This is a genomic window from Herbaspirillum sp. WTB6 (assembly GCF_057457785.1).
Map to the genome: position 1 here is coordinate 2477064 of NZ_CP176522.1, position 16069 is coordinate 2493132.

Annotated in this window: 12 protein-coding genes; 6 read left to right on the forward strand and 6 right to left on the reverse strand. The window is 64.9% G+C overall.

Annotation, left to right across the window (positions count from 1 at the left end; genetic code table 11):
* Window positions 1-23 precede the first annotated feature (23 nt).
* Both ACK2VC_RS11605 and imuA read right to left on the reverse strand, forming a co-directional pair.
* Window positions 24-1505, reverse strand: coding sequence for a Y-family DNA polymerase (locus ACK2VC_RS11605; protein WP_486733225.1), 1482 nt, complete (start codon window positions 1503-1505; stop codon window positions 24-26).
* Complete coding sequence (gene imuA, locus ACK2VC_RS11610; protein WP_486730511.1) at window positions 1438-2133, reverse strand: translesion DNA synthesis-associated protein ImuA; 696 nt, start codon at window positions 2131-2133, stop codon at window positions 1438-1440. The genes ACK2VC_RS11605 and imuA overlap by 68 nt, the downstream gene beginning before the upstream one ends.
* A 244-nt stretch (window positions 2134-2377) precedes the next feature.
* On the opposite strand from imuA, the gene ACK2VC_RS11615 reads away from it, so the two are divergent.
* The 4 genes from ACK2VC_RS11615 (at window position 2378) to ACK2VC_RS11630 (ending at window position 6135) form a co-directional block, all read left to right on the forward strand.
* Entirely contained in the window at window positions 2378-3262 is an 885-nt protein-coding gene (locus ACK2VC_RS11615) for a GIY-YIG nuclease family protein (RefSeq protein ID WP_486730512.1), read from the forward strand.
* Between the two features lie 50 nt (window positions 3263-3312).
* On the forward strand, window positions 3313-4176 hold the full coding sequence (gene trhO / locus ACK2VC_RS11620; RefSeq protein WP_486730513.1) for an oxygen-dependent tRNA uridine(34) hydroxylase TrhO: 864 nt from the start codon (window positions 3313-3315) through the stop codon (window positions 4174-4176).
* Entirely contained in the window at window positions 4163-5071 is a 909-nt protein-coding gene (locus tag ACK2VC_RS11625) for an RluA family pseudouridine synthase (RefSeq protein ID WP_486730514.1), read from the forward strand. Before trhO ends, ACK2VC_RS11625 begins: the two co-directional genes overlap by 14 nt.
* Window positions 5072-5289: 218 nt before the next feature.
* On the forward strand, window positions 5290-6135 hold the full coding sequence (locus tag ACK2VC_RS11630; RefSeq protein WP_486730515.1) for a GIY-YIG nuclease family protein: 846 nt from the start codon (window positions 5290-5292) through the stop codon (window positions 6133-6135).
* A gap of 66 nt (window positions 6136-6201) precedes the next feature.
* On the opposite strand, the gene ACK2VC_RS11635 is transcribed toward ACK2VC_RS11630, so the two are convergent.
* A complete protein-coding gene (locus ACK2VC_RS11635; protein ID WP_486730516.1) occupies window positions 6202-7377 on the reverse strand; it encodes an acetyl-CoA C-acetyltransferase in 1176 nt (391 codons plus the stop codon).
* Between the two features lie 258 nt (window positions 7378-7635).
* Between ACK2VC_RS11635 and ACK2VC_RS11640 the strand changes: the two genes are divergently transcribed.
* Window positions 7636-9621, forward strand: a complete 1986-nt coding sequence (locus tag ACK2VC_RS11640; RefSeq protein WP_486730517.1) for an acetoacetate--CoA ligase — start codon at window positions 7636-7638, stop codon at window positions 9619-9621.
* Between the two features lie 4 nt (window positions 9622-9625).
* Here the strand turns inward: ACK2VC_RS11640 and ACK2VC_RS11645 are convergent, their stop codons facing one another.
* From ACK2VC_RS11645 to ACK2VC_RS11655, 3 genes are read right to left on the reverse strand one after another with little or no spacing between them, the layout of a single operon-like run.
* Window positions 9626-10747, reverse strand: a complete 1122-nt coding sequence (locus ACK2VC_RS11645; RefSeq protein WP_486730518.1) for an ABC transporter permease — start codon at window positions 10745-10747, stop codon at window positions 9626-9628.
* A gap of 2 nt (window positions 10748-10749) precedes the next feature.
* Window positions 10750-13503, reverse strand: coding sequence for a ribosome-associated ATPase/putative transporter RbbA (gene rbbA / locus ACK2VC_RS11650; RefSeq protein WP_486730519.1), 2754 nt, complete (start codon window positions 13501-13503; stop codon window positions 10750-10752).
* A complete protein-coding gene (locus ACK2VC_RS11655; RefSeq protein WP_486730520.1) occupies window positions 13500-14576 on the reverse strand; it encodes an HlyD family secretion protein in 1077 nt (358 codons plus the stop codon). The genes rbbA and ACK2VC_RS11655 overlap by 4 nt, the downstream gene beginning before the upstream one ends.
* Window positions 14577-15000: 424 nt before the next feature.
* Here ACK2VC_RS11655 and ACK2VC_RS11660 point away from each other — a divergent pair, with 424 nt between their 5' ends.
* Window positions 15001-16026: a hypothetical protein gene (locus ACK2VC_RS11660; protein WP_486730521.1), complete on the forward strand. Its 1026-nt coding sequence runs from the start codon at window positions 15001-15003 to the stop codon at window positions 16024-16026.
* Window positions 16027-16069: the final 43 nt, after the last annotated feature.

A 16069-nucleotide genomic window follows, 5' to 3' on the forward strand; every position in this document is an offset into this window, starting at 1 on the left:
CGCCGGTATCTTCGGCCGGCAGCTCAGGCAAACAATCCGTGCAGAAACCAGCACATGTCCTCGCTACTGCGCTGCCGGTAGATCCAGTAGCAGGCCGCCGTCTCGCTTTGGGCGACGAAATAATCACGCATGACCGGCATGCCGTCCCACCAGCCGCATTCGATCCGTTCCGGGCCACGCAGCAGCGTCAGCGGTGTGCCGTAAAACGGCCGCTGCCCGCGCAGCGGCAAGGCCAACGGCTCCTGCAGCAGCCAGAACGGCCGCTCGCCGGCGCCGGCCATCGGCGGCCGGGCGGGTACGGCGCTGCCGGCCGAAATCGAGCTCGCAATCGAAGCAGGAGCCCAGCCGTTGCGCACTTCGGGCCGATGGTCGGCGCGCGGTGCCGGCGTCAGCACGCAATCGGCGCCGAGCCGCGCGGTCAGCAGTTCCAGCAGCCGGCGGTAATCGGCCGGCGTGCCGCCCGGTTCCGGAAACAGCGTGTCCGAGCCTGGAGCCAGCGGCCGCGTCTCGTGCGCCTGCAGCCGTAACGCGATCACCGCCGCTGGCAGTTCGGTACGCCCCAGCCGTTCCCGCAACAGCCGCAGCAGATGCTCTTCGCGCCAGGCGGGCTCGGCCAGCGCGATCTCGATCGCGGTCGGCGCGATCGCCATCCGCCCGCGCTCGTGTTCCAGCAACAACACGCAGCGCGCCACCGCCAGTTGCCGCGCCACCAGCCAGCCGCACAGTTGCAGCAGCAGACGGCGCGCCGCGAACAGCAGCGCTTCCGCATGTTCGATGCGATCCGGCAATTCGAGCCGGACCGAAAACGCCGGCGGCGCTGCCACCCATTCGAACAGTTCGGCGGCATCGCCGTAGGCCCGGTCCAGTGTTGCCAGCACGGCCGGGCCGCAGCGTCTTTGCAGTCCGGCGCGCGGCAGCCGGCGCAGGTCGGCCAGGGTGCGGCAGCCGATGCCGCGCAGCCAGTCGGCATGCGGGCGCGCGGCGGGCAGTATGGCTAGCGGCAAGGCATCCAGCCGGCGCGCCAGGCTGGTCGGCTGCACGGTGCGGCGCCGCCTGCCGCCCTGGCGCGCCAGCAGCCAGGCGCCCTGCGCGGTCGGCGCCATGCCGATCCGTGCGGTGAATCCGAGCGCCGCCAGGCTGGCGCCGACCTGCCGGTACAGCGCGCGGCGGCCGCCGAACGCCGACAGGCTGGCGCCGACGTCGAGCAGCAAGGAGCTCTCTTCGGCCAGCGCCACTTCCGGCGTATAGCGCAGCATGGCCAGCGCCGCTTCGTGCAGCGCCGCCTGCTCGCGCCGTACATCGCGTTCATGCAGCACGGCCTGCGGACACAGGCTCAGCACGCCGCCACGCCGCATGCCCGGACGCACGCCAACCGCCGCTGCCGGCGCACTGGCCGCCACCACCCGCGCCTGCTCGACGACCACATGCGAGCCCGGCTCACACCAGCGCGGGCGCAGACTTTCCAGCGACAACAAGGGCAGGTGTACACCGATCCACAGGCGCATCATGGTTCCGGGTCCTGGCAAGGGCGCGCGCCGCCGGCGCTGCGGCCAGCGGCACAAAGAGTTCGCCGTCGTGCGGCGGCCCGCGGCGTTTCACCAGCGCGATGCGGATGCCGCCAGGCGCCGCGCGCAAGGCGAGCCGTAGCGGCGCCGGCGATGCATCCTGCGCTTGCGCCAGCGGCCGCATCATCCACAGCGTGGTGTCGCAGGCCTGCGCCGCCAAGTGCAGCCGGCGCAACGCTTCCGGCCGGATCTGCGATTGCCAGAACAGCAGCGCGCCGCAACTGCCGTTGCGCAATATCTGCTCGGCGCTCCACAGCGCATCGGCGCTGCGCGCGGTCTTGACCCACAGCAGGCGTTCATGCGGCAAGCCCCAGGCCAACCACGCGGCTGCCTGCGGCGCATACGGCGGCTGCAGCAGCGCGATCCGGTGCTGGCGCACGAGCACGGCCAAGGCTGGGCGCAGCAACTGCATTTCGCCGATGCCGGGCTGCGGCAACAGCAGCTCGATCAGCGCCGAACGCGGCCAGCCACCACCCGGCAATTCGCGGTCGAGCGCGGCGGCGCCGGACGGCGTCACCGCCGAGCGGGGCGCCGCCATCTGGCTGGCGCGCCACAAGGCGTGTGGCATGCGGGCAACCACCGCATCGGCAGCGGCTATACTGCAACGGCTGGAGGGGAGGGCGGACATCGGTGAATTCGGAGTTGTTGGCAGTCCGGAAAGTCCCGATGAACTTGCCATCAGGCAATTAATGAGTCTGTAAAATAACTGTATATATGTACAGTATAAGGGTGGCCCCGAATTAGTCAAACCCCGATTCGTCCGTTTGCTTCAACAGTCTTATCCGCTCGTTATCTTTTGAATTCCGCTTTGCATGCCAGTACGTCTCACTTCGGCCGGATTGCTGATCGGGCCTAATCCGGCCGATCTGTTCGAATACCCGGCGCATATCGACCGCGCCAGCCTGGACGCGCTGCCGCGGCACGCCGGCGTCTACATCTTTCGCGATGAAAACGACGCGCCGCTGTATATCGGCAAGAGCGTCAATCTGCGCAGCCGCGTGCTGTCCCACCTGCGCACGCCGGAAGAAGCGCGGATGCTGAAGCACAGCCGCCGCGTCGAATTTTTCCGCACCGCCGGCGAGATCGGCGCGCTGCTGCTGGAGTCGCGCCTGATCAAGGAACTGCAACCGGTGCACAACAAGAAGCTGCGCCGCACGCGCGACATGTGCACGCTGCGCCTGACTGGTGAGGCCGGTTCCGCGCCGGAAATCGTGCATGCGCGCGAGCTGGATTTTTCACGCACCGCAGGCTTGTACGGTCTGTTTGCGACGCGCCGCGCGGCGCTGGAAAAACTGCGCGAACTGGTCGATTTGCATCAGCTATGCTCGGCCCTGGTCGGGCTGGAAAAGCTCGCGCCCGGGCGCCCCTGTTTCGCGCGGCAACTGGCGCGTTGCCACGGCGCCTGCGTCGGCGCCGAATCGGCCGCGGCGCATGCCGGCCGCTTGCGCGGTGCGCTGGAGACGCTGCGCGTGATCGTCTGGCCGTACCCGGGAGCGGTCGGCATCGTCGAACAATCGGCAAACTGGAAGCAGACCCACGTGGTCGACCACTGGTTCTATCTCGGCTCGATCGACGGCGCCGGTGGCGCCGGCAAGCTGAAGCGGCCGGCGCGGCGCGTCTTCGATGCCGACAGCTACAAAATCCTGGTGAAGCCGATCATCGAGCGCAGCCTGCACATCATTCCAATCGCCCTTTGACATATCCACCCGGCTTGGCGCCGGCAAATTCTGCGACAATTCCTCCGACCATGACCATCCCCGCCAATACCGTGGCGCCCTGCACCGCACCGCAGCCGAACCCGCCGCTGTTCCACATTGCGTTCTATCAGTTCGTCGCACTGCCCGATCCGGACGCGGTGGCGGCGCGCCTGCGCGAACTCACGTGCGAGCTGCTCGGCAGCATCCTGGTGGCGGAAGAGGGCATCAATGGCGTGCTGGCCGGCAGCGCGGCGGCGCTGGATGAGTTCCAGCAAGCCTTGCTCGACGATTCGCTGTTCGAAAACCGCTTCGCCAGCATCACTTTCAAGCGCAGCGGTTGCAAGAGCGTGCCGTTTCGCCGCATCAAGGTGCACCGCAAATCTGAAATCGTCGCGCTCGGCGTCGGCCCATCTCCCGGCAACACCGCCGGCGCCGGCATCGACGTCAGCCCGGCCGACTGGCGCCGCCTGATCGCCGAACCCGATGTGGTGCTGATCGACAACCGCAACAGCTTCGAATACCGCCTCGGCCGCTTCAAGTCGGCGCTCGACCCGCAGGTGGCCAACTTCCGCGACTTCCCAGCCTATGTCGCGGCCCAAGCGCCGGCCTGGAAAGAGCAAGGCAAGCGCGTCGCCATGTATTGCACCGGCGGCATCCGCTGCGAAAAAACCAGCGCCGCCCTGACCGATCTCGGCATCGACATCTACCAACTGGAAGGCGGCATCCTGAATTATTTTCAGGCCATGCCGGATGCGGAACGGGACTGGGAAGGCGAGTGCTTCGTGTTCGACAACCGCATCGCGCTCGATACCAAACTGCAGGAAACCGCCACCACCGCCGAAGACGTGTATCGCGACGAGCCGGACGGCGCCTGGCGCCTGCAGCGGGCCAAACGGCTGGATGCGGCAGACTAAGACAACCCCGCCTGCCAGGGACGGCGTCGGCGCCAGTTGCGTCGCGCTGCCGCCCGGCACCTGGCCGACCATCCTCGATTTTCTGGCACAGCGCTTCCCGAACGTGGCGCGCGTGGAATGGAGCGCGCGCATGCTGCGCGGCGACGTGCTCGGCGCCCACGGCGAAAGGATCTCGCCCGACAGCTCCTACCGGCCACACGCAAAAATCCATTACTACCGCAGCCTGCCGGCGGAGACGCCGATTCCGTTCGCAGCCACGGTGCTGTACCAGGACGACTATCTGGTGGTGGCCGACAAGCCGCACTTTCTGCCGGTGACGCCGGCTGGCCGCTACCTGCAGGAAACCCTGCTGGTGCGCCTGAAGCGCCAGCTCGGCATCGACACCCTGGCGCCGATGCACCGCCTTGACCGCGAAACCGCCGGCCTGGTGCTGTTCACGATCCGGCCAGAAACCCGCGACCGCTACCAGGCGCTGTTTCGCGAGCGCGCCGTGGTCAAGCGCTATCAAGCGATTGCGCCATGGCGTCCTGAGCTGGAATTGCCACTGGTGTATCGCAGCCGGCTCGCGCAAAGCGCGGCCTTCATGCAGATGGAGGAAGTTGCCGGTGAGCCAAATGCGGAGACCGCGATCGAGTTGCTGGAAGTGCGAGGCAAGCTGGCGCGCTACGCGCTGCGGCCCACGACGGGACAGAAGCATCAGTTGCGCGCGCACATGAATGGGCTCGGCATTCCGATCTTGAACGACTGCATCTATCCGCTGCATTTGCCGCAAGCGGCCGATGGCGCCGAGGATTTCAGCCGGCCGCTGCAATTGCTGGCGCAATCACTGGAATTTATCGATCCGATTTCCGGCCAGTTGCGGCAATTCGAGAGCCACCTGCGACTGGAGTTTTGACAGCATCGCGGTGAGTTGTCACATCTGCGCTGGCCGATTTTTTTCTCGCGTTGCAGTGTTGCCGCAATCAAGCGACTCCTTGGCAATCATATACTCCAAACATGGGCAGTTAATATCCGTTTTGAAATCGCAATTTGTTAAGCATACCCCTATCATTGGTTTGGCGGATCAATCTGTTATCTTATCGAAAGACAAATCAAGCCATACGGATATCCAGAATGCCGAGCGCAACGATCAAAATTTTTCTCGTTCATGGCGATCCGAAGCGCCTGCGAACCGCAGAAATTTCCAACTGGACAGGAAAAGCTATCGCAGGGCCACGTACTGAATTTGACAGTATTCTGGCGCGGGATGAATGTGGAAGCCCAGGCGTTTACTTTTTGTCTGGCAACGATCCAGATACAGGATCACCCGCTGTTTACATCGGAGAATCTGAATGCATTCGTGATCGCGTCAAGAATCATGTTGACAGGGATTTTTGGAACCACATCGTCTTCTTCATTAGTAAAGACGAAAATCTCACCAAATCTCACATCCGCTATTTAGAAGGTAGATTGATCGAGCAAGCCAAACAAGCAGGCCGCGCCACGGTTCAAAACGGTCAAGGCAGTGGCTCCAAACTACCCGAGTCCGATCGTCAAGATATGGAGATATATTTAGAAAAAATCCATCAACTTCTGCCTGCACTTGGTGTTGAAGTTTTGGTCCCCACGTCATCCAAGCCGGAAGTTAAGGCAGAGCAGGAAATCTTATCGTGCGAAATACATGGTTTGCGGGCGACTGGACACCTGACACCGAATGGAATTGTTGTATTGAAGGGCTCCCAAGCCGTCTTGGAGCCACGCGCCTCTGCGCAGCAATATCCCTGGGTCATCAATGCGCGCCAGCGGCTTATGGATGAAGGCGTTCTTCGTGCTGGCTCGGACGCTCTTTGCTTCACGAAGGACACAGAATTTTCTAGCCCAAGTGCGGCGGCGGCCGTTGTCCATGGAGGCACAGCGAATGGGCGCACAGCCTGGAAAAACCAAGCTGGCAGGACGCTAAAGGATTTGGAATCCGTATAACAAATTATTCAAGCCGAACCCGCTTCGCGACCCGGCTCAATTCAGGCGTTAGGAATTCCTAATCCCCTATCGCTCCACCGCCAATGCCACACCCATCCCGCCGCCAATGCACAGGCTGGCCAAGCCGCGCTTGGCGTCGCGCCGCACCATCTCATGCAGCAGCGTCACCAGAATCCGGCAGCCGGACGCACCGATCGGATGGCCGATCGCGATCGCGCCGCCGTTGACGTTGATCCTGCTGGTGTCCCAGCCCATCTGCCGATTCACCGCCAGTGCCTGCGCGGCAAAGGCTTCGTTGATTTCCATCAGGTCGAGGTCTTGCGCGCTCCAGCCGGCTTTTTTCAGGCACAGCTGCGACGCCGGCACCGGGCCCATGCCCATGATGGTCGGGTCGACGCCCGCTGACGAATAAGCCTTGATTTTCGCCAGCGGCGTTAGGCCGAGTTCCTTCGCCAGCGTGGCCGACATCAGCACCACCGCGGCAGCGCCGTCGTTGATGCCGGAGGCATTGCCGGCGGTGACGCTGCCGGCCTTGTCGAAGGCCGGGCGCAGCGCCGCCAGCGATTCCAGCGTGGCGCCGTGCTTGATGAATTCATCGCTGTCGAACACCACCGATCCCTTCTTCGATGGGATCTCGATCGGCACGATTTCATCCTTGAACTTGCCGGCTTTCTGCGCCGCCTCGGCCTTGTTTTGCGAGGCCAGCGCGAACTCGTCCTGCTGCGCGCGCGAGATGTCGTATTTCCTGGCAACGTTTTCGGCGGTGATGCCCATGTGGTACTGGTTGTAGACGTCCCACAGGCCGTCGACGATCATGCTGTCGATCATCTTCCAGTCGCCCATGCGCTGGCCTTCGCGCGAACCGTTCAGCACGTGCGGCGCGGCGCTCATGTTTTCCTGGCCGCCAGCGATCACGATCTGGGCGTCGCCGCACTTGATCGCCTGCGCCGCCAGATGTACTGCCTTCAGGCCGCTGCCGCACACCTTGTTGATGGTCATGCCGGGCACCATGTCGGGCAGGCCGGACTTGATCACGGCCTGGCGCGCCGGATTCTGGCCGACGCCCGCGGTCAATACCTGGCCCAGGATCACTTCGCTGATCTGCTCCGGCTTGAGGCCTGTTTTCGCCAGCAGCGCGCGGATCACTTGCGCGCCCAGTTCGGACGCCGGAATTTTTGCCAGCGAACCGCCAAACTTGCCTACTGCCGTGCGTTGCGCGGCAACGATGACGACGTCGTCCATTTTTGTTTCCTTTCAGTAGCGTGGAAAGAGTTGCAACTTTGCAGAAATTCATCTTACTGCAAGTTAGTCGGAATGATGGTTCGCGACAAGTCGTAAAAATACGCATGGCAGATTTTCATGGCGCCAGGGATTGCACCCTGCGCCGATTGTTGCTGTAATGAACGGCACCGTCAGACGCCGTCAACTCTTTCGCCCCGCCGATCCCGCTTGCACGCCCTGGCTCGTTTCCCCGCATAAATATTAAAACAGGAGCACGCCATGTCGACCGACAATCAATTGCTATGGACCCCGTCGCAGCAGCGCATCCAAAACAGCCGCCTGCACGACTACATGCGCTGGCTGGAGCGCGAAAAAGCGCTGGCTTTCGGCGACTACCATGCGCTGTGGCAATGGTCGGTCGAGCACCTGGAGGATTTCTGGGAATCGGTCTGGCAATACTTCGAAGTGCGCAGTTCGGCGCCGTACCGGCAGGTGTTGGACGCGCACAAGATGCCGGGCGCCACATGGTTCGATGGCGCGCGGCTGAATTTCGCCGAGCAGCTGTTCCGCTTTCACGAGGGGGAGGAGGGTGGGCGGCCGGCGATCATCGCGCAATCGGAACTGCGGCCGCTGACGCAACTGTCCTGGCGCGAACTGCGGCAACAGGTTACGGTGGTGGCGCACAGCCTGCGCGCGCTCGGCGTCCAGCCCGGCGACCGCGTCGCCGCCTATCTGCCGAACATCCCGGAAGCGGCAGTGGCGTTCTTCGCCTGCGCCTCGATCGGCGCGGTCTGGTCCAGTTGTTCGCCCGATATGGGGAGTGCTGGCGTGCTCGACCGCTTCCGCCAGATCGATCCGAAACTCTTGATCGCGGTCGACGGTTACCGCTACGGCGGGCGCGATTTCGACCGGCTGCCGGTGCTGGAGGAAATGCGGCGCGCGTTGCCGACGCTGCAGCACACGGTGCTGCTGCCGTACCTGAACCAGGCCGCCAGCCTGCCGGATGCGCTGGCCTGGGACAGCCTGCTGCGGCCGACCGACGAAGCGATCCGCTTCGAGCAATTGCCGTTCGATCACCCGCTGTGGATTTTGTATTCGTCCGGCACCACCGGCATGCCGAAGCCGATCGTGCACGGCCACGGCGGCGCGCTGCTGGAAACGCTGAAAGGCCATGCACTGCAGCTCGACCTCGGGCCGCAGGATCATTTCCACTGGTATTCGACCACCGGCTGGATCATGTGGAATTCGCAGGTGACCGGCCTGTTGGTCGGTGCCACCATCTGCATCTACGATGGCAACCCCGGCACGCCCGACCTCGGCACCTTGTGGAAATTCGCCGAGCGCGCCGGTGTCACTTTCTTTGGCGCCGGTGCCGCCTACTACGCCAGTTGCATGAAGGCCGGCATCGTGCCGAATCGGGTGGCCGACCTGCAACGCCTGCGCTCGGTCGGCTCGACCGGCTCGCCGTTGCCGCAGGAAGGCTATGCATGGATCTATGCCAACGTCGGCCGCGACATCCTGCTGGCCTCGATCTCCGGCGGCACCGACATCGCCGCCGCCTTCGTCGGCGCCTGCCCGATCTTGCCGCTGTATTCGGGCGAGATGCAGGCGCGCGGCCTGGGGATTGCCGCCTATGCCTTCGACGAGCAGGGCCGGTCGGTAATCGACCAGGTCGGTGAGCTGGTGGTGACCGAGCCGATGCCGTCGATGCCGCTGTATTTCTGGAACGATCCGGACGGCTTGCGCTACCACGACAGCTATTTCGACGTCTACCCGGGCCTGTGGCGGCACGGCGACTGGATCCGCATCACGTCGCGCGGCGGCGCCGTCATCTACGGCCGCTCCGACACCACCATCAACCGTCACGGTATCCGCATGGGTACCAGCGAAATCTACCGCGCGGTGGAGGAGGTGCCCGAAGTGCTGGACAGCCTGGTGGTCGACCTGGAATATCTCGGCCGCGAGTCCTACATGCCGCTGTTCGTCGTCTTGCGCGAAGGCGTCGAGCTGGACCAGGTTCTGGTCAAACGCATCAAGGACAACATCCGCGATGCCTTGTCGGCGCGCCACGTGCCGAACGAGATCTTCACGGTGCCGGAAATCCCGCGCACGCTGTCGGGCAAGAAGATGGAATTGCCGATCAAGAAGCTGCTGCTCGGCATGCCGATCGAAAAGATCGCCAACCGCGACGCGATGAGCAATCCCGGCTCGCTCGATTATTTCATCGACTTTGCGCGCCGGCGGCAGCAGGCGATGGGCGCCTGATCCCTCAGGCCATGCTGCCCAGCGCGCGGCGAAAGCGCGCCAGCGAGAGTGCGAACAGGGTGGCGCCGATCGCCACCAGCGCCAGCATCTGCGGCCAGACGATCTCCAGGCCGGCGCCGCGATACAGCACGGCCTGCGCCAAGATCACGAAGTGCGTGGTGGGCGCCGCCAGCATCAGGTCCTGCACCAGCGCCGGCATCGACTCGCGCGGCGTCATGCCGCCCGACAGCATTTCCAGCGGCAGCAGCACCAGCATCAGCAGCAGCCCGAACTGCGGCATCGAGCGCGCCACGGTGCCGAGAAAGATGCCCATCGAAGTGGTGGCGAACAACAGCAGCGCGGTGCCGGCCATGAACAGGGCCAGCGAACCCTCGATCGGCATCGCCAGCAATCCCCGGATCACGAAGGTCAGCGACAGTGCGGAGGCGATCAGCACCACCAGCCCCATCGCGCAGATCTTGCTGATCATGATTTCCAGCGGCGTCACCGGCATCACCAGCAGGTGTTCGATGGTGCCGTGCTCGCGTTCGCGGAGCAGGGCTGCGCCGGTCAGCACGATCGACAGCATCGTGACGTTGTTGATCAGCTCCATCGCACCGCCAAACCAGGATTTGTCGAGCGTCGGGTTGAAGCGGGTGCGCAGCGCCAGATCGACCGGCGGTGCGGCGGCGCGCCGGTCGGCGTGCAGGAAGGCCCGGACTTCGCCGGCGACGATCGCCTGGATGTAGCCGGCGCCGGAAAACGCCTGGTTCATCTGGGTGGCGTCGACGTTCAGCTGCAGGCCGGGCTGGCGGCCGGCCAGCAGATCGCGCTGAAAGCCGGCCGGGATGTCGAGCGTGAAGGTGTAGCGGCCGGCGTCCATGCCGGCGTCCATCTGCTGCCGGCTGATCACGGCCGGCGGCATGAATTGCGGCGGATAGAAGGCGTCGACGATGCGCGCCGACAACGGCGAGCCGTCCTCGTCGACCACCGCCAGCGGCGCCTTGTTGAGTGTGTCCGGCATGCCGCTGGCGGCGGTGTAGATCGCTACCGTGAAGGCGAACGCGATCAGCACCAGCATGCCCGGATCGCGCCGCAGGCTGCGCAATTCCTTGATGCCGAGCTGGACGATGTTGGCGAGGCGCATCGTCAGCGCTCCTGCTTCTTCAGCAGCACGGTGCACAGCACCAGCAACAGCGGCACCGCCAGCACGAGCGGCAGGAACGAGGCATGCAGGTCGGAAAACTGCAGCGCCTTGGAAAACACGCCGCGCGAGATGGTCAGGAAGTGCGTGGTCGGATAGACCGTTCCGATCGCCGCCGGGATGCCTTCCAGCGACGACACCGGCGTGGTCAGCCCGGAGAATTGTGCGGCCGGTAGAATCGTCAACAAGGCGGTGGCGAACACGGCGGCGATCTGGCTGCGCATGAAGGTCGAGATCAGCAGGCCGATCGCGGTGGCGGCGAGCACGTACAGCAGCGCGCCGGCGGTCAGCGTCGGCAGGCTGCCTTTCAGCGGCACGCCGAAGGCGGTGACCGCCAGCAGCGTCAGCAGGAAAAAATTCAGCATCGCCAGCAGCACGTAGGGGATCTGCTTGCCGAGCAGGAATTCGAGCCGCGTGACCGGCGTCACGTACAGGTTGACGATCGAGCCCAGCTCCTTTTCGCGCACCACCGACAGCGCGGTCAGCATCGCCGGGATCAGCATCAACAGCAGCGGGATCACCGCCGGCACCATCGCGATGATGCTTTTTACGTCCGGGTTGTAGCGAAAGCGGGTCTCGATGTCGATGTTGTCGAAGCGGGCCCGGGAGCCGAGCGCCCGGCGCGCCTGTGCCGCGAGCCATTCGGCGTGCATGCCCTGCACGTAGCCCAGCACGGTTTCGGCGCGCATCGGCATCGCGCCGTCGATCCAGCCGCCGATCGTTACCGGCGTGCCGCGCGCCAGGTCGCGCGCGAAACCGGGCGGTATCTCCAGCGCCAGGCTGAGCTTGCCGGCACGCATGCGGCGATCCATATCGTCGTAGTCGGCGATGGCCGGCTGCTGGATGAAGTAGCGCGAGCCGGCCAGGTTCAGCGTGTAGTCCCGGCTGGTGGCGGTCTGATCGCGGTCGAGCACGGCGAAGCTCAAGTCCTCGACATCGCTGTTGATACCGAAACCCATCACGAACAGCAGCAGGATGCTGCCCAACAGCGCCAGCGTCAGGCGGATCGGATCGCGCCGCAACCCCAGCACTTCGCAGCGCAGGTAGGCGAATAGCCGGCGCAGGCTGAAGCCGGCCGCCGGCCGGCGCGCGTCACTGTCGTCCGGAGGCGCCGCGATCGCGCCTGCCGCGAGCGGTGCGGCGCCCGGCTCGACCGCTTCCTTTAGGTAGGCGACGAAGGCATCGTCCAGCGTGGCTGCGCCGCGCCCGGTCTTCAGTGCGGCCGGCGTGTCGGTCACCAGCACCTTGCCGGCATGCATCAGCGAAATGCGGTCGCAGCGCTCGGCCTCGTTCATGAAGTGGGTCGAAATGAAGATCGTCACCTGGTCGCGGCGCGCCAGCTCGACCATGATGCGCCAGAACTCGTCGCGCGCGACCGGATCGACTCCCGAGGTCGGTTCGTCGAGGATCAGCAGCTCCGGCCCGTGGATCATCGCCACCGCCAGCGACAGCCGCTGGCGCACGCCGAGCGGCAGCGCCGGCGGCAGCGCGTCCATTACTTCGCCCAGGCCGAAGCGCTCGCCCATCTCGTGCACGCGGGCGGCGATGCCCTCGGACGGCAGGCGGAACAGGCGCGCATGCAGCTCCAGGTTCTGGCGCACCGTGAGTTCGGTGTACAGCGAGAACGACTGCGACATGTAGCCGACGCGCCGCCGCGTATCGAGATCGTGCGGGTTGACCTGGTGGCCGAACAGCCAGGCTTGGCCGGCCGAGGCCGGCAACAGGCCGGTCAGCATCTTCATCGTGGTGGTCTTGCCGCAGCCGTTGGAGCCGAGAAAGCCGAAGATTTCGCCGCGCTCGATGCGAAAGCTGACATGATCGACCGCGACGAAATCGCCAAAGCGCAGGCACAGCTCACGCGCCTCGATCGCGATTTCGCCGCTGGCCGCGCGCGGCGGGATGGCGATCGCGTTATGTGAGGCGTTGGCGCTGCCCGGCAATAGGCGCACGAACGCCTCCTCCAGCGAGGCGGCGCCGGTGCGCTGCAACAGTTGCGCCGGCGTGCCGGCGGCCAGTACCCGGCCCTGGTTCATTGCGATCAGAGAATCGAAGCCGAGCGCCTCTTCCATGTAGGCGGTGGCGACCAGCACGCCCATGTGGGGCCGGTCGGCGCGGATCTGCCGGATCAGCTCCCAGAACTGGCGGCGCGATAGCGGATCGACGCCGGTGGTCGGCTCGTCCAGGATCAGCAGGTCGGGGTCGTGGATCAGTGCGCAGCACAGACCCAGCTTTTGCTTCATGCCGCCCGACAGCTTGCCGGCCGGGCGCGTCGCGAACGGCGCCAGGCCGGTGGCTTGCAGCAGGATGGCGCTGCGGCGTTCGCGTTCGCCGCGGCCATGGCCGAACAGGCGGGCGAAGAAATCGATGTTTTCCTGGACCGACAGGGTCGGGTAGAGATTCTTCCCCAGGCCTTGCGGCATGTAGGCGATGCGCGGGCAGACCGCGCGGCGGTGGCGCGCATTTCGCATGTCGCCGCCGAGGACTTCGACCTGCCCCTGGCTGATTGCGCGGGCGCCGGCGATTTGCGCCAGGAGGCTCGACTTGCCGACGCCGTCCGGGCCGATCAGCCCGCTCATGCGGCCGGCCGGCAAATCCAGCGTGACCTCGTCCAGCGCCAGCGTCTTGCCGTAGCGTAGGCCAAGCCGGGTCACCCGCACCAGCGGTGCCGTTGCGCTGGCAATTGCGCTGTCGGGATTCATGGCGGCAATTTCACCTGCAGACGATCAGGCCAGGGCAGCCGCGCATCCAGCCGCACGTAGGCGGTGCCGGGCAGACCGGACTTGACCTGGTGGATGTGGGCGCGCAACAGTTCGGGCGGCAATTGCGCCTTGACGCGGAACATCAGTTTCTCGCGCTCGCTGGCGGTCTCCACCGTCTTCGGCGTGAACTGGGCGACATCGGCGACGAACGATACCCGCGCCGGAATCACATACTCGGGCGCCGCATCCAGCACCAGCCGGACTTCCGCACCGAGCGCCACGCGACCGACCGCCGCCGTCGGCAGGAAGAAGCTCATGTAGACGTCGGCCAGGTCGATCATGTTCAGCACCCGGCCGCCGATGCCGATCACTTCGCCGGGCTGGGCCACGCGGTACTGGATCCGGCCGTCGCGCGGCGCCTTCAACTGGTTGTCGGCCAGATCGACGCGAACCCGCTCGACCGTGGCGCCGGCGGCTGCGGCGCCCGCCTCGGCGCCCTGCACCTGCGCGCGCCCGGTGGCGATCGCGGCATCGGCCGCCGCCACCTGCGCCCTGGCCGCGGCAATCGCCGCTTCGGCGCTGCGCAGCCGGGTCAGGTCGTCGTCGGCTTCCTGGCGCGACGACGCGCCGGCCTCCACCAGCGTCGCCGAGCGCGCCGAGCGGCTGCGCGCCGCGGCCAGTTCGGCCTCGCGCTGCGCCACCACGGCTTGCGCCGCCTGTTTCTCGCTAATGCGTTGCGCCAGCTGGCTTTGGGCGGTGGTAATCGCGTTTTGCGCCTGCTGCGCCTGCGCCTCGGCCTGGCGCAATTGGGCATCGATGGCGTCGGAATCGATGCGCGCCAGCACCTGCCCGGCCTGCACGTAGTCGCCCTCGTTGACCAATATCTCCTTGATGCGGCCGGCGGCGCGCGCCGCGACGTCGATCTCGGTGGCCTCGATGCGGCCGTTGCCGCTGACGATGTTGTCGCTGTTCTGGTCGCGGCCCAGGTATTGGCGTCCCAGCAGGCCGGCCGCTGCCGCCAGCACCAAGCCGCTGGCGATCCACGGCAGCCACTTCCGGTTCAGGTTGGTCATCGCTTCGCTCCTCGCTCGCGTCCGCCTTCTCCGGCTTGGCCGGATGGTGTTTTCAATGATAACTCGGCAAGCAGGACGCAAGGCTTGACCAAAGTGGACTGCGCGGCCGGAGGCGGCTGAGGGTGGAACGTTTGCGATAGAGCCCGTGCCGCCTATCGCGGCAGCAGCCGGGCTTGCCGTTCAACCAAAGCCGCTTTTTTCGCCATTGTCGGCAACTCCACGGCTAACGAGCCGTACCCGGGGCGGCAATGTATCGCCTTGGAAACATGATACCGAAAATAAATACGACACAAAAAATGATTGACACAAATAAAAAGCAGTATCATGATTGGGACGTTCTATGAACGCACCGATGCAACGCCTACGAGCTTCTCAACGCTGGTCTATGCCCGGCCGGCATCACATTCTTTGAAGGAGACGCAGCATGTCGAACCAAGAAAAAATCGCTCACTTGATGGAATACCCGCCAGCCACGGAACAGCCGAACGTGTATCCGCTGTCCTGGCACCGGCAGACCTCGAAACTGGAGGAGGTGTGGAGCGCGTCGCTGCGCGAGGCGTGGGATCCGCAGGCGCTGCCGTGGGACACCTTCGATGTCAGCAGCTACACCTGGGAGGAGCGCGAGGCGATTGCATACTGGTGGACCCTGCTCTCGGTGTTTGATGCATCCGCGCCGCCGGTCTTCGCCGAAGCCTTTATCAAGACGTATGAAGTGCATGAGGAAGATGCGGTGCGCCGCTGCTTCTTCTCGGTCACGCGCGACGAGCAGAACCATGAACAGATGTGCGGCCTGGCCATCACCAAGCTGCTAGAACATACCGATCCGCTGACTTACGAGCCGAAGACCGAGCTTGGCAAGCAGCTCAAGCGCAACACCGCCTGGCTGTATTACAACGGCGGCCGCTACTGGACCGGCTACAAGGCGGCCGTGCCGAAATACAGCCTCGCCGTGCTGTTCAGTTCCTTCCTGATGGGCGAGATTGCCGCCGCGACGATCTTCCACCAGATGGCGGCGGGCTGCACCGAGCCGGTATTCAAGGAAGGCTTCCGCAACATCGGCCGCGACGAAGGCCGCCACATGGCGATCTGCATGGCGCTGATGGAGCGCGACTATCCAAGGATGAAGATGGAAGACCGCGCGATCATCACCAAGCAGGTGCGCGCCGGCTACCTGTTCCTGTCGGCCGTGCTGTTCGAGCCGCCGGCGGATTTCTGGGATCTGCCCGCCAATTTCATCGAAGTCCAGCGCAAGGGGGAAGCGGTGGCACGCGAAGCTGGCTTCCATATCCCCGGCTATGAGCAGAAAAAGGAAAACTGGAAGGCCGCGATGCTTAACCTCAAAGGTGTGCTCGACAAGTACGACATTCCGTTTCCAGCGATTCCGGAAGTCGGCATTTCGGGCGAGGAAGTCACCGACATCGACATGAAGGACATCATTCCGGTGTTCTGATGTTCCTGGCGGATGGTGCGGGCGCCGCAAGGCCTTCGCGCCA

What these genes read in the sequence shown, in the direction of transcription:
- ACK2VC_RS11660 (WP_486730521.1), top strand. Translation starts at nt 15,001, where the DNA reads ATGTCGAACCAAGAAAAAATCGCTCACTTGATGGAATACCCGCCAGCC.
- ACK2VC_RS11630 (WP_486730515.1), top strand. Translation starts at nt 5,290, where the DNA reads ATGCCGAGCGCAACGATCAAAATTTTTCTCGTTCATGGCGATCCGAAG.
- ACK2VC_RS11655 (WP_486730520.1), bottom strand. Translation starts at nt 14,576, where the DNA reads ATGACCAACCTGAACCGGAAGTGGCTGCCGTGGATCGCCAGCGGCTTG.
- rbbA (WP_486730519.1), bottom strand. Translation starts at nt 13,503, where the DNA reads ATGAATCCCGACAGCGCAATTGCCAGCGCAACGGCACCGCTGGTGCGG.
- ACK2VC_RS11615 (WP_486730512.1), top strand. Translation starts at nt 2,378, where the DNA reads ATGCCAGTACGTCTCACTTCGGCCGGATTGCTGATCGGGCCTAATCCG.
- ACK2VC_RS11645 (WP_486730518.1), bottom strand. Translation starts at nt 10,747, where the DNA reads ATGCGCCTCGCCAACATCGTCCAGCTCGGCATCAAGGAATTGCGCAGC.
- ACK2VC_RS11640 (WP_486730517.1), top strand. Translation starts at nt 7,636, where the DNA reads ATGTCGACCGACAATCAATTGCTATGGACCCCGTCGCAGCAGCGCATC.
- ACK2VC_RS11635 (WP_486730516.1), bottom strand. Translation starts at nt 7,377, where the DNA reads ATGGACGACGTCGTCATCGTTGCCGCGCAACGCACGGCAGTAGGCAAG.
- trhO (WP_486730513.1), top strand. Translation starts at nt 3,313, where the DNA reads ATGACCATCCCCGCCAATACCGTGGCGCCCTGCACCGCACCGCAGCCG.
- ACK2VC_RS11605 (WP_486733225.1), bottom strand. Translation starts at nt 1,505, where the DNA reads ATGCGCCTGTGGATCGGTGTACACCTGCCCTTGTTGTCGCTGGAAAGT.
- ACK2VC_RS11625 (WP_486730514.1), top strand. Translation starts at nt 4,163, where the DNA reads ATGCGGCAGACTAAGACAACCCCGCCTGCCAGGGACGGCGTCGGCGCC.
- imuA (WP_486730511.1), bottom strand. Translation starts at nt 2,133, where the DNA reads ATGCCACACGCCTTGTGGCGCGCCAGCCAGATGGCGGCGCCCCGCTCG.